This is a genomic window from Pseudonocardia sp. Cha107L01 (genome assembly GCF_052566575.1).
Genome location: NZ_CP199579.1, coordinates 7,087,260 through 7,100,805, shown reverse-complemented (window position 1 = coordinate 7,100,805; position 13,546 = coordinate 7,087,260). Strand labels below are relative to the sequence as shown.

The window sequence follows — 13,546 nt, the reverse complement described above, 5'->3', positions numbered from 1 at the left end:
GGCCATGCCAGAAAGTCTGACTCACTAGAGGTTGCCCCGATCAGACATCCGTTCGAAGTAATGGACCTGCAGAAACAGCGACACTGCCAATGTGGCAGTCAGGGTGGCCCCAGTTTGGAAAAACGCCACCGGCGGCAACGGCTGTTCAACATCCATACCGCCATCCTCGGCCACCGGCCCCAGCCCCCGCGCTGGCCCCGTATTCGGGCAAGCGTTGACTGGATACGGAGTTTTCACCGATCCCGTCGGCAGACGCGTGCCAGAGATCCGCCGGATCCGCAAGGAAGATCGACCAGCGAGCCCGTCAGCCGGTCGCCGATATGGTCAACGTCGCACGCCTGGTGCCCTGGGGAATATCCGGGGGTTGGTCACCGGGGCAGGATCAGGCCGGTCATTTGGTGGGGCATGCCGGCGTGGAGCGGGTTAGGGAGTGCAGCACTGTGGGTTTGAGCTGGGTCGAGGCTGCTGTGGTCGGTGCCCTGCAGGGGGTGGCTGAGTTGTTTCCTGTTTCCAGTCTGGGCCACAGCATCTTGTTGCCCGCGGTGATCGGTGGGTCGTGGGCGCGGGATTTGGATGTCAGCTCGCCGGAGTCGCCGTACCTGGCGTTCATCGTGGGCCTGCACGTAGCGACCGCGCTTGCGCTGGTGATCTACTTCTGGCGGGACTGGGTGCGGATCGTGCGCGGGCTGGTGAGCAGTGTCGTGCGTCGCGAGGTCCGCGACGTCGACCAACGCCTGGCGTGGCTGCTGGTGCTGGGCACGATTCCGGTCGGTATCTCCGGGTTGCTGCTCGAGCACACCTTCCGCACGGTGCTGTCCAAGGCGGTGCCGACCGCGGCGTTCCTGCTTTTCAACGGGCTGATCCTGCTCGGCGGCGAGCAGCTGCGCCGTCGGTCCAATAACCGGGGGGCGCCGGTAGTGGGCGGGCGGCACGCGCAAGGTGCCGCCGCGGAGGGTAGCGGCCACGTGGGGGAGGAGGTTGAGGTCGGGGAGGGCGCCACTGGTTACATCGATGAACGGGTGTCCGGCCCGGCATCGGATGCCCGGTTGGCTGGGCAAGGGGTGGGCCGCGCGGTGTTGATCGCGGCGGCGCAGATCGCGGCGCTGGCGCCGGGGATCAGCAGATCGGGCATCACCATGGTCGCCGGACTGCGGGCTGGGCTGTCGCATGAGGACGCCGCCCGGTTCTCCTTCTTACTGGCGACCCCGGTCATTGCCGCCGCGGGCTTGCTCAAGCTCGGGGACCTCGCTGGTCCGTTGGGCGACGGGATCCGCGGGCAGATCCTGCTCGGCAGTGTGCTGTCCGGGGTAGGTGCGTATCTGTCCGTGCGGTTTCTGACCCGCTATTTCGCCACCCGCTCCCTGCGGCCTTTCGGCTGGTATTGCGTCGTTGTGGGTGCGGCGTGCCTGGTCTGGTTCGCCGTTCGCTGACCATCGCACTACTCATCCCTACAAATGGGTCGCGGTGCGGCAGGACCGGCCTTGCAGAATCCTGCCGGTAGAGCGTGCAGGAGCGGGGGTGGGCGCCTCCGATCGGTGGTGCCGGACGCGCCGGGACGCTGTGCAGGCAGCTGAGGTCAGGCCCTGTCATGGCCGAGCCTGTGACCCGGGAAAGGACGACCTCGACCCGTTGCTGATAAGCGCGCTTCACTTCACGGCAGACACACGTTCGGCCACGACGATGGAGCCGGAAGATTCGGGTTCACGCAAGGAGGAGACATGGCCAGCTATAACGGGCCAGCCATGATCGTCTCCCGGGGTGGTGAGATCGAGGTGACCGTGGATCTGCGATCGAGGACAGATCCTGATGGTTCCGAGACCTGGGCCGGGCATATCGACCACGGCGACCGAAGCGAGTTGACCCTCGTCGTGAAGAGTATGAGCCAGTACGGCCTGATGATCCGACTTCCAGACGGCCACGAAGGTCATGTCTTGTTGAGTGCGGAGACCGCCTGGTCCGCCGGCAGCATCACCGTCAGCGGATTCCTACGCGGGTGAACACGGTAGCCGGGCGGGTCATTAGCGCGGATGAATCGTCGATTACCGCATCGCGCCGGGCGGGATTTGTGCGCCCCACACGTCACGAGGAGAACCGCCGTGCTCTCTCGTCCCGAGGCTTCGAGGGCCTCATCCCCGCACCCGGTCGCCATACACGCGGACGCGGTGCACCACAGGCGCCGTCGGTGGCGGCCGCTGATACGGACAACGCTGCGTTTCGCGCTGCCGGCGGCGCTGCTGCTCGTCCTGGCCGTGTTGACCGGCTGCTCAGCTGGAGCGACCGGGGCCCCGGCCGCGCCGCCGCCCAGCGCGCCCGAGATCCACATTCCCACTGAAACAGCGGGATTGGCGGCGACCGCGCCAGGTGGCCGGGGCGCGATCCGGCCGCTGCCCGCCCCTTCCGGCTGCACCGCCACTGGGACCGACCCCGCTTCGGCCAAGCAAGCCCTGGACAAAGCGGCACCCGGTGACAAGGTGTGCATCACCGGGGACTTGAGCAATTGGCGTATGAAGGTCAACTACTCCGGTACCGAGCAGGCCCCCGTCCAAGTCGTGGGCGATGGGCACACCCGGGTCAACGGTATCGACGTCGAAGCCGGCAACGTCATCGTGGACGGCTTCACCGTGCTGAATGCCAAATCACCAGAGGTCGCCATCGCAGGTAACAACGTCACCCTGCGGAACACAGTTGCCCGAAACCCCACCAGTCCTGGCTCGGACAACGTCACCTTCTCCGGTGACAACATCAAAATCCTGCACAACACCCTCGGCCACATCAGTGGCAACGGCACGCCACAGGCCAACTGCATCGATGCCTTCACCTCCCAGCGTACTGGTCAGCGGCCCAGCCACCACGTGCAGATCGATAACAACCGCTGTGAAAACGCCGCTTACAGCTGTCTGCGAGCGCTTGGCCCCAGGTCCCCGGGAGGTGTCGGCGGCCAAGATCAAACCACGGATTTCTCGTTCACCAACAACTATTGCCAAACACGAGGCCAAGCTGCGGTCGTCTTCGACGACGTCCAGAACGCCACCATCACCAACAACGTCGTTGCCCAGATCAATCACGCATGGTCACTGCAAAACAACGCCACTGGAGCCAAAATCTCCGGCAACACAATCGCCCCCGGCACCGGCTACGAAGTCGGAATCGACGACTCCTCACAACCCGGCTATCAAGGACCCCCCTCCGGCGGAACCCCCTGACCCAACCATCGCCGGGGACAACACACGGTCGCGCTTAGCAGAAGACCTGGGCACCGCTATCACCGGGCACAACGCGCGCTGCCCAGAGCGGGCTCGGCTCATCAGGAGCAGGCCTACCGTTCTGCCCCGCGAAGATCGCCTCGGCGAGCATGAACGTTCTCATGCCCAGGAACGCAGCGACCCATCCACCCGACGCCGATGAGGCGGGTGATGAGCCTCTTGATCCCGCCGTGTACGTCGAAGTGTGTGGTGTTTCCGGAAGGAACCCGAATGCGTCCGCGATGGACTGAGACACGTGGGTGCTTGCGGTAGAGATCGGCTGGTGGGCCTCCGCACAGGGCCCGCTCCAACCGTTGTAGCTCCTCGCGGATCGCCCGCAGACTATGCAGATGACTCGCGGTCACGGCGGCGGTGGCCCCATATCGCTGGCCTAGTTGTCGCGCTGTTTGGTCGAGGACTCGGCTGTCTGGGGCACCGCGGCGGTGGTCGCCGGACTCGGCGAACCTACTCCGTGCCGTGCCTGACCATCGCGGGAGCTTCCACAATGTTGCCTTCCTCAGGACGGTCTGCGTTGATCAGGGCTCGGCGGTCACCGATCGGGGTGAGACCGTCGCGGGAGACCTGCTGGGCCCAGATCGTTGCGCTGCCGCGCCCGCTGCTGTAGAGCAAATACTGCGATCCGTCGGTATCGGTGAATGCGTCTGGGTCGATGCTGACCTCGTGCGGGTGACACACCAGCGGCTGGTTCCCGACCGAGTGGAACGGTCCTTTCGGCGAAGTGGCCAGCGCCGCGCCGATGCATTGCACGTTGTACGGGGCCGCTGCGTGGGCGGTGAAGTAGAGGAGATAGCTGCCGTCGCTGCGTACCGCCACTTCGGGTGCCCAGACGCTGCCTGAGCGGTCCTTGGCGACCCAGCTCTCCAACCCGAGTTCCGCGGTTGATGGGCACATAGGCTCCTTCTGATTCGTGTTTGTGCTGGTAGTGGGTCTGCGGCGTCCTCGGAATCTCCGAAAAGCGTGGGCACACGACTTGTGGTGTCGGGCTTGATCACGCTGGCTGTTCCTGGTCGGCTGGTGGGCATGTATCTGCGGGCGACGCAGCGGAAGAACCGGGACGGCACGGTCGTGCGATACGTGCAGCTGGCGCACAACCGTCGGGTGGACGGGGTCACGCAGGCGCAGGTGCTGTTGAACCTGGGCCGGGAGGACCAGCTCGACCGCGACGGGCTGGCGCGGCTGGTCACCTCGATCAACCGCTACCTGGGCACCGCTGATGGGGCGGTGGCGGATGCCACGCAGCTGGTCGGGGACGGGCTGTCCGTGACCGGCTCACGCCCGGTAGGGGCGGTGCACCTGCTCGACGGGCTGTGGCGGGCGCTGGAGATCGACACCGCGCTGCGCAAGGTACTCGGGCCGCGCCGGTTCGCCACCGACGTGGAGCGGGTGCTGTTCGCGCTGGTCGCCAACCGGGCCATCGACCCGATGTCGAAGCTCTCCGCGGGCGAGTGGGCCAGCCACGACGTGGCGATCGACGGACTCGAGTCGATGGACGAGGACCAGGCCTACCGCGCCATGGACCTGCTGGTGGAGGCCGACGCCCAGGCCGAGGTACAGGAAGCGGTGTTCTTCGCCGTGGCCAACCTGCTCAACCTCGAGGTCGACCTGCTGTTCTTCGACACCACGTCCACCTATTTCGAGCGCGACACCGAGGACAGCGGCGACGAGGCGTTCCGCCGTTACGGCCACTCCAAGGACCACCGTGACGACCTCCCGCAGATCGTCATCGGGCTGGCCGTCACCAAGGAGGGCATCCCGGTGCGCGTGTGGTGCTGGCCCGGCAACACGTCCGATCAGGCAATCCTGCCCGGAGTGAAGGACGACATGCGCGGCTGGCGCCTCGGACGCGTCATCACCGTCGTCGACCGCGGATTCTCCAGCGCGGACAACCTGGCCTATCTGCGCCGCGCCGGCGGGCACTTCATCGCCGGGATGCGCATGCGCGACGGGAATCCGCTGGTCGAGCAAGTACTCGCCCGTCAGGGCCGCTACCAGCAGGTCAAAGAGAACCTGCGAATCAAGGAAGTCCGCCTCGGAGCTGACACCGACGTGCGGTTCGTCATCTGTCACAACCCCGAACAGGCCGAGCGCGACCGCACCCAACGCGAAGACGCGCTCACCCGACTGGAAGCCGAGCTCGAGCGGATCAAGCAGGCACGCGAACGCGACCGCAAGAAGACGAACGCGACAACCCGACAGAAGGCTGAAGCCGCGCACACCAAGGCCGAATGCGCACTGCGCGATCACCCGACCCTGGGCCGCTGGCTGCACCAGTCACCGACCGGCAGGTTGTCACTCAACCGCGCGAAGATCAAGCAGGAGGAACGGCTGGACGGCAAGTACCTCATCGCCACCTCCGACCCACACCTCAGCGCCGAGGACACCGCCCTGGGCTACAAGAACCTCCTGGAAGCCGAGCGCGGATTCCGCGACCTCAAGTCCAGCCTGCTACTGCGGCCGGTCTTCCACCGGCTCGAACACCGCATCCGTGCCCACGTCCTGCTGTGCTGGTTGGCGCTACTGCTCGTGCGCCTCGCCGAACGTCGCGCCGGCATGACCTGGCGGCGCATCAACACCGAACTCAGCCGGGTCCACGCCGTGACGCTGACCGGCAGCGCCGGCACCGCCGTGCACACCACACCGCTCACCACCGCCCAGGCGGCCATTCTGCGCGATTGTCAGGTATCCGCCCCGACCACCGTGACCGCGCTAGACCCGGCCTGACCAGGCAAAACACCCACCCGAGCCTGGCGAACGGCGTAGGCACACGCCCCCTCCGCGCCCTCACGGGCGTTCCCCCAGGTCAAACCCCGAATCCGACCCGCCCATGTGCCTCTCAACTGCGGAACCCGGGTCCAACGGGACGCCGTCGCGGTAGCCGCTGGCGGTCGAGTAAGAGTCGTAGGTACTGCCGTTCGGTGACGAACGACCCGCGCACCAACGGCGACCGCGCCATGAGAGCCCAAACCGGGACACCGGCACACCCCGACCTGAGTGTCGGCTGGCCCTGGCGAATAGCGATACGAAGCCGGCGCTACCCGGCCTCGCCGGCGGCGATGCGGGTGATCAACTCTGTGCAACGGTTGGGATTCTCAGGACCGTTCGTCGGGCCCGGCCTCTTCGCCTTTCAGTCAAGGGTGCGTGTCCAGGGTCGAATGGTCGCCCATGGTGATGCCGTAGTGCACGAAGCCTTCGACGCCGGGACAGCACTGGGTGCAATGCTCTCTGTTCGGCGAGCGGGCATCGTCGCCACCAGATTCGTCAACGCGGGGCGCCAGGGGAGCGATCACGACGACGGCATCCAATACGTCTCGGCAGGTCCGTCGCGTGTCGGGAGGCCTGCAGACCGTGTACCCCTACCTTGGCGGTATTGGCCCTCAGACAATATCGTCGGATAGCGGCGAGGTGTAGGACGATTTTCTATGCTTCCCGCCGCTCTTCTTGCCGATGCTCTTCGTTCGGTTACTCTTTTTGCCGATGCTCTTTTTGTCGGTCTTCTTATCAGTGCCAGTCCTACCGCCGTGTGTTCTGTCGACGGTGGGGTTGTCGCTGGCGAGGGTAGTGGTGGGCTCGGTTGGTGGGATGTTCGACGCGGGGACGGGTGAGCGCCGATGCACCACCGCGGCCGGGGTGGTGTCGGTGGCCCCGGTGGGCAGTGGCGCGGATGGCCGCGAGGAGGAGCTCGGGGGCAGCCCGCTGTCGCAGTCCGTCGTGCACGCCTGGGCTGGGGCGGCAGCGTCGAGAACTGGAGGCCCTGGGCTGTGGGTCAGAAAGCCCGCGCCGGTGAGTCCCGCGAGAGCTAGCGCTCCCACGAGTACCTTGGCGAGCGCGGGCCTGGTCCGCTCCTGACCGGCGATCGGGTCGGCCAGCGGGTGCCCGGTGTCTACCAGGGCCAGGGGAGACCGTCCGTCGTTTCTGTCGCCGGCCGCGTCCTGCGCTATGAGCCTCTCGATGAGCGCGACACCCGAGGGAACACTCATCCTCGACGTGGACGACCCGACTTCCAGCGTGATGGATCTTTGACCGTCGAGGTGGTGGGGGTGGCCTGCCAACACAGGTACTTGACTCTGTGCGGACAGGGGGGTCATCGGGCGAGCCCGGGGGCTGTCCGCATCGCGGGCGCCGACGGGCATCGCCGATCGGGTTGCCGCGGTCCCCACCGTCTGTCGGGTTGGTTCTACCTGCGCGGCGATTGCTGCCGCGCCGAGGGCCACGGCGTACTTCGGGTGTGTATCCACCGCGGCGGGGCGCCCTAGCGCTTCGGTGACCATCTCGGCGACCAATGGGATCCGCGACGACCCGCCGACGAGCAGCACCGCGTCGAGGTCGTCGGCGCTCACCCGCGCTGAGCGCAAGGTGCGTTGCAGCGCGACGACGGTCGACTCCACATGCGCCCGGATCAGATCTTCGAACGCCGTACGGGTGACGTGCACGTCGAATGTGCGGTCAGGCAGGAATACAGGGATGCTCGCGCGAGGGTCGACCGACAGGTGTTCCTTGGCCAGTACGATGTCTCGCTTCAGCCGTGCCGACGTCACCGCCGCTCGGGGATCGTCGGCGTTCAACGCGGACAGCTGTCCGTCGCAGAGGTGGTCGAGGTGGTCGAACAACGCGTTGTCGAAGTCGATCCCGCCGAGGCGCTCGATCCCTTCGGGTACCCCCAGAATCTCAACCCCGCCCTGGTGCGCACGCAGCACCGTCGTATCGAAGGTGCCCCCACCCAGGTCATACACCGCCACCAGCTTGCCTTCGGCCAGCTCACGGGTGGCGGCGTAATGCGCGGCGGCGGCCTCTGGTTCGGTCATGGTGAGGTGTTCGTCCACGCCAGCCAACTCGGCGACCTCGGCGAACACCTCACGCCGGAAAGGTCCCCAGTTCGCCGGATGGGTGAGCATCACCTGCCTCGGGGGTACACCTTCGGTCTCTGTCACCACCAGCAGCACCTCACTGAGCAACGCCGCGAGCAGCTGCGTCACCGACCGCGTCTCACCGCCCATGCGCAGCGGCGTCGGATCCCCCAACCGCCGCTTGAAGAAGTCCCGAGCGGCCCGATCCGGGTCGCTCATAGACCGGTGAACGGCAGGCTCACCACACAACAACCCGCCATCGTCATCGAGGTACACCGCGGACGGGATCACTACCGAACGGCCACCTAAGGTGACCATCTCCGGCCGTCCCCCATCGCAGATGGCAGCCGCGACGAATGTGGTACCCAAATCGACCCCGAGACAATAATCGCGGGGTGTGGCGAAATCCAACGCTTGGGGAGCGTACGTCATGCTCCCAGAATAGCCTAGACTTAGGGGATGAGCTTATCGCCGTCCCCTCTTTCGCCCCGGCACACTCATGCAATTATCAGTCTGTTTCTGGTATAGACCTGTCGTGTTCTCACCTATTGCGTCTACGCTTAGTCACCTACCGCCCGCGCGAGGTGCCGGCTTCACTCCGACGGGGCCCACGGGTCGACCGATCCCGACATTTCGGCGGCGGATGATTACCATCGGTGATGGTCGGGGGTAAAGCTGCCCGTCGAACGTGTGTGGTGATTCGGGAGTCGATGCGCGGGTGGCCCGACGCGGGTCGGTTTGGTTGGTTGGATTATCGCGACGGCGTGTTGAACGGGGTGGTATCGGGAGCTGTGTTGATACCGCGCGCGGCGGCGGGTTTGGCTGGTGCGCAGCGGGGGGATGTGGCCGGAGCTTTCTGGCAGTGGGGGCCGGGGCCCTCTGGATTCCCTTTCGAGGCTCGGGGCGCGCGGGTGCCGCAGATTGACGGTTGACAACCTTCGGCCGGCGTGAGGGGGTTCGGCCGAATGGTGTGTGACGGGGCCAGGTTTGGCGCAGCTGTAGTCGGCCGATCGGGGGATGGGGTCGTGGAGTTGGGCACCGATGCCACCGACGGCGCGGTGGGGTTGCGGGTCGCGGCGACCGCGGTCGCTATACCTGCGAGGGTCAGTGCAGCGAGGAGAATTCCGGCGAGGACTGTGCGAGCCGGGCGCAGCTCGGTCCGCTGCTTGCTGGTCCCGCCATGTGATCTGTCAGACCCGACCGCGGGTCCAGGGTGGGCGGGGTTGCCGTGCCACCGTTCCCCGGGACCGGTCTCCTCTCCCTTCATCAGGAATGCGTGGGTGTCCAGGGTCGAGTCGTCGCCCATGGTGATGCCGTAGTGCACGAAGCCCTCCACGCCGAGGGTGACTCGTGCTCCGAGGGTGGTGTGCCCGGATTTGAAGGCGCCGTCTTCTAGGGAGTGGCATTGGATGACGCTGCCGGCGTTGAGGACCGTGTCGTCACCGATGGTAACGAGGGTTTTCTCGGGAATGGAGCAGCCGTCGTCGAAGACTCGCCGCCCGATCCGCACGCCGAGGAGACGCCAGAGGATGTTTTTGAACGGGGTGCCGTTGAATGGGGGGGTGGCCAGCAGCTTCCAGAGGCGTTCGTGGCGCCAGAAGTAGGGTTCGTAGATTGAGCAGAGTTCCGGACGTAAGCGCCGGAACCACCAGGCGGCCCGTTCGACGAACACCACGATCGCGAGGTTGGTTACCATGATCAGAACCGTTGCGGTGGTGAAGGCCAGGGCGCCGTAGTGGGCCTCGAACGCGACCGCCAGTGTGATGATCACGATGACGCTGAACAGCTGGCACCACCGCACCATCAGGAACAGCATCGCCGATACGGTGTTGTAGCGGTTCTTCGCCGAGACCCGCCGACGGATCTCGGCGGGGTCGTCGAGCAAATCGAAGTCGCTGTCCCGGTGAACCGAGCGGGGGATCTCGAACGGTGGGGAGCCGAGCAAGCCGACGTTCTCGCGGATCTGCCCGTCGATCGGGACCAACACGTTCGAGGCGAGCAGGACATTGTCACCGATGCGCCCCTGGGCGGGGTACGCGATGTTGTTGCCCAAAAAGTTGTGGTCTCCGATGGTGACCTGTGACACCCGGAATGATGTCGCTGAGTAGTCGGTATTCACGATTGACAACGAGTCCGACACCATCGTTCCGGCGCCGATTCGACTCAAGAACGGCGAATCCTGTTTGAGGGTGGCGCCGAAGTTGGAGCCGGTTTGAATAATCTGGCCCATTTTGTAGCCGATCGCGCGCAGGTAGTGCACCACCGCGGAGCTGTCGCCGAACAGGTCCATGTAGAAGGTCGCGTTGGTGACACCGGTGATGATCTGTTGGAGCACGTAGTGCAACCCGTAGAGCGGATAGACCGTGCCCGCGGTGATGAACCGGTGCAGCGCCCGGGGAACGGCCACGATGAACACCAACCCGACGCCGAGCGCGGCGAGGAACACCAGCAGCGAGGCCGCCATCATGAACAGATAGGACGCCGGGGTCCTCAGGCCAGTGGCATCGAAACCCAGCATGGTGTCAAGTCTCGCTTCGGCCGGGTCAATTGCGGAGAACAGCGCCATCACGATGGTGCCGGGCACCAGGATGGCCAGCACCTGCACGACGCTGTAGCCGAACGCGCGCAGCCGTGAGCTCTCGAGGGTGGGAACTGTGCGGTAGTCGGTGGTGGTCGGTTCGGCTGGGGTGCCGTGCCAGGTCTGTCGCGGCGGCACCGACTGCCCGGACTGCAATGCTGAGGAGTGTCCGACGGCACCACCGTCACCGATGAAGGTGTCGATGTCCAGGACGGTCTTCTCCCCCACATACCCGTCGCGGCCGACGACGACCGGACCGAGCTGCAGGGCGCCCGCGACGGCACGGTAACCGTTATAGAAGGTGTCTTTACGGATGACCACCCCGTCACCAAGGGTGATCAGATCGGTGGCAACAGGAACGAGGCGTGAGTAGATCCTCACGTCTCGACCGATCTTCGCGCCCAGCGCCCGCAAGTACCACGTGAACAGCGGGGAACCGGCGAACGCGACCATCGGGTTGGTCTGGATGATCACCTTTACCAGCCAGAAACGCAGATAACCCGCGCTCCATAGCCGGATCTCCTGGGCCCGCCACGCACCCACCAGCACCCACTTCGCCACGATCGGCAGCAGACACAACCCGACATAGCTGGCTGTGGTGAACACCGCGGCCCGCTCGCAGCCAGCGACCAGCCCGACGGCACCGGAGACCCATACGTACCCGACGTCGAGCACCAGCGCGCTCAGATAGGCGGCCACCAGGAACACCCCCAGCTGCGCGGCACCGCACACCACGTACCCGACCTTGGTGGCCCGGGCCACCGGAATGTTCGCAGTGCCGGCGTCCGGCTGCCCGGCCGGCGCATCACCCAGGGCCGACGCGAGCTCGCGGATGGTCGGGTTGAGGTAGATCTGCTTCATCGAGATCGGCGGCAGCGTCCCGAGCTTGCGGACCCGGGTGCAGAACTGGGCCATGAGCAGGGAGTTCGCGGCCAGGTCGCCGAAGAAGTGGCTCTCGACGGAGACCTCGGCCATGCCGAGAGTTTCGCCCAGTGCCAAGGCGAGGGCGCGTTGGCCGTCGGTCGCGGCGGCCACATGTTCGCCCTGGGGTGCGGCGCCGCGTTGGCGCGGTGGGGGCAGATTTTTGCGGTCGGCCTTGTCTTGGGGGGTCATGGGGATGACCTCGAGGTGTTCAAGGTAGGCGGGCACCATGTAGGAGGGCAGCCGTTCACGCAACGCGGCTTTGATCACTTCCTCGTCGACGTGGGCCGTGTCTGTGCGCAGGCTGTAGTAGCCGACCAGCTCGATGGTCTCGGGGTTCGGTTTGTAGGTGTCGACCACAGCCTGAGCGATCCCGGGGACCTGCAGCAGTACCGACTCAATCTCGGTCAGCTCGATGCGGTAACCCCGAATCTTGACCTGCAGATCGATCCGGCCCAAATACTCGATCTCGAGGTCGTCATTGACCCGACCTAGGTCACCAGTGCGGTAAATCCGCCCCGACGGGTTCCCCGGGATACCGATGAAGTCCGGGATGAACGCGTTGTCAGTCAGGTCGTCGCGGTTGAGGTAACCACAGGCCAACCCGATACCCGCGATACCGATCTCCCCGACCTCGCCACGCGGCAAGCCCCGGTAGGGACCCTCGACGTCGAGGATCACCGTGGAATAGGTCGGCAGCGGCACCCCGATGGTCACCGCCTTATCCGGATGCAGCTCAGTCCAGGTCGCGGTGACGGTGGCCTCGGTGGGGCCGTAGACATTCAAAAACCGGCGGTCCGGGCGCCACCAGCGGGCAATCAGGTCCTGCGGACACGCCTCGCCGGAGACCAGCAGGAACCGCATCGCGGGTAAGTCGTCCTCGATGGTGGCCAGCAACGTCGGTACGCAGCACATCGCGGTGACACCGCGTTCGGTGAGGAACTCGTGCAGGCCGCTCCCAGCAGGCTCCTGCCCGGGGGTTTGGGGACCAGCGTCGCACCGGATGCCCAGGGCACCCAGATCTCCTCGAAGGAGAAATCGAACGCGATCGTCAACCCCTGATACATCCGGTGATGCGGACGGATGCCATACACCTCGGCGGCGACGCGAACGAAATTGCAGATGGAAGGGTGATCGATGGCCACACCTTTGGGGCGGCCGGTCGAGCCCGAGGTGTAGATGATGTAGGCGAGCTGGTCTTTGTGGAAGCCGCGCTCGGCGACGAGCAGGCGCCGGGAGTCGTAGTCGTCGATCAACGCCGCCGCGGAGTCAATGAAGATGGTCTCGGCCCCGTTCGCTGTGATCGAGTCGAAGTCCTCGACCTTTGCCGGTACGTGGGACATCGACAGCAGGAAGGTGGCGTTGGCGTCTTCGCAGATGTAGGCCATCCGGTCGGGTGGGAAAGCCACATCGAGGGGTACGTACGCGGCGCTGATCTTCAGCACGGCGAGCATGCCGATGTAGGAGTAAGCGTTCCTGTCGAATAACAGCGCGACCCGGTCACCGGGCTTGACCCCCCGCAACCGCAGGTACCGGGCCAGCTGGTTGGCTTTGCGGTCCAGCTGATCGTAGGTCAGCCGCAGATCCTCGGAATCCACCGCCAAGTGCCCGACCCGCCCGTACTGGGTGATCCAGTCACATTTCTCCTCAAAAACATGATCCAACCGCTCCGCGTCGTACGTCCGGTGGCCCTGCGCCTCGCCCTCCGCGAACAACACAAACGCCGCAGGCTCCTCCATGAAGGAGGAATCACAAGACCCGATCGCAGTCACACAATCCCCTTACCCCACTTGGACACCGTCCTCACCTGAACACCGTCCCCGCCTGCTCATTCCGGTCGGCATCACACGTGTCCCGTGCTCCCTCACCCTGGCCAACGACCCACAACCGTCTCGGGGTGCGGACTGGCGTGCCTCCCACATTTCGGATAGCGGACCCAA

General features: G+C 65.6%; 9 protein-coding genes. 4 read left to right on the top strand and 5 right to left on the bottom strand.

The features are described 5' to 3' along the window. Nucleotides 1-24 precede the first annotated feature (24 nt). On the bottom strand, nt 25-174 hold the full coding sequence (locus ACTXG6_RS33420) for a hypothetical protein (RefSeq protein ID WP_445183378.1): 150 nt from the start codon (nt 172-174) through the stop codon (nt 25-27). Nucleotides 175-446: 272 nt separating this feature from the next. On the opposite strand from ACTXG6_RS33420, the gene ACTXG6_RS33415 reads away from it, so the two are divergent. From ACTXG6_RS33415 to ACTXG6_RS33405, 3 genes are all read left to right on the top strand, one after another. Next, nucleotides 447-1,430 carry an undecaprenyl-diphosphate phosphatase gene (locus tag ACTXG6_RS33415; protein ID WP_445190162.1) on the top strand — a complete coding sequence of 328 codons (984 nt, stop codon included), beginning with the start codon at nt 447-449 and terminating at the stop codon, nt 1,428-1,430. Between the two features lie 288 nt (nt 1,431-1,718). Next, a complete protein-coding gene (locus ACTXG6_RS33410; protein ID WP_445183377.1) occupies nt 1,719-1,997 on the top strand; it encodes a DUF4873 domain-containing protein in 279 nt (92 codons plus the stop codon). 99 nt (nt 1,998-2,096) lie between these two features. Beyond that, on the top strand, nt 2,097-3,203 hold the full coding sequence (locus ACTXG6_RS33405) for a hypothetical protein (RefSeq protein WP_445183376.1): 1,107 nt from the start codon (nt 2,097-2,099) through the stop codon (nt 3,201-3,203). Nucleotides 3,204-3,707: 504 nt separating this feature from the next. Here ACTXG6_RS33405 and ACTXG6_RS33400 read toward each other — a convergent pair. Further along, entirely contained in the window at nt 3,708-4,127 is a 420-nt protein-coding gene (locus ACTXG6_RS33400; RefSeq protein ID WP_445183375.1) for a family 43 glycosylhydrolase, read from the bottom strand. A 156-nt stretch (nt 4,128-4,283) separates the two neighbouring features. Between ACTXG6_RS33400 and ACTXG6_RS33395 the strand changes: the two genes are divergently transcribed. After that, nucleotides 4,284-5,984 carry an IS1634 family transposase gene (locus ACTXG6_RS33395; RefSeq protein ID WP_445190161.1) on the top strand — a complete coding sequence of 567 codons (1,701 nt, stop codon included), beginning with the start codon at nt 4,284-4,286 and terminating at the stop codon, nt 5,982-5,984. 653 nt (nt 5,985-6,637) lie between these two features. On the opposite strand, the gene ACTXG6_RS33390 is transcribed toward ACTXG6_RS33395, so the two are convergent. The 3 genes from ACTXG6_RS33390 to ACTXG6_RS33380 all read right to left on the bottom strand — a co-directional run bounded on the left by ACTXG6_RS33390 (nt 6,638) and on the right by ACTXG6_RS33380 (nt 13,345). Then, nucleotides 6,638-8,539 carry an Hsp70 family protein gene (locus tag ACTXG6_RS33390; RefSeq protein ID WP_445183374.1) on the bottom strand — a complete coding sequence of 634 codons (1,902 nt, stop codon included), beginning with the start codon at nt 8,537-8,539 and terminating at the stop codon, nt 6,638-6,640. A 319-nt stretch (nt 8,540-8,858) separates the two neighbouring features. Beyond that, complete coding sequence (locus tag ACTXG6_RS33385; protein WP_445183373.1) at nt 8,859-12,503, bottom strand: Pls/PosA family non-ribosomal peptide synthetase; 3,645 nt, start codon at nt 12,501-12,503, stop codon at nt 8,859-8,861. Continuing rightward, nucleotides 12,425-13,345: an AMP-binding protein gene (locus ACTXG6_RS33380; protein ID WP_445183372.1), complete on the bottom strand. Its 921-nt coding sequence runs from the start codon at nt 13,343-13,345 to the stop codon at nt 12,425-12,427. Before ACTXG6_RS33380 ends, ACTXG6_RS33385 begins: the two co-directional genes overlap by 79 nt. Nucleotides 13,346-13,546: the final 201 nt, after the last annotated feature.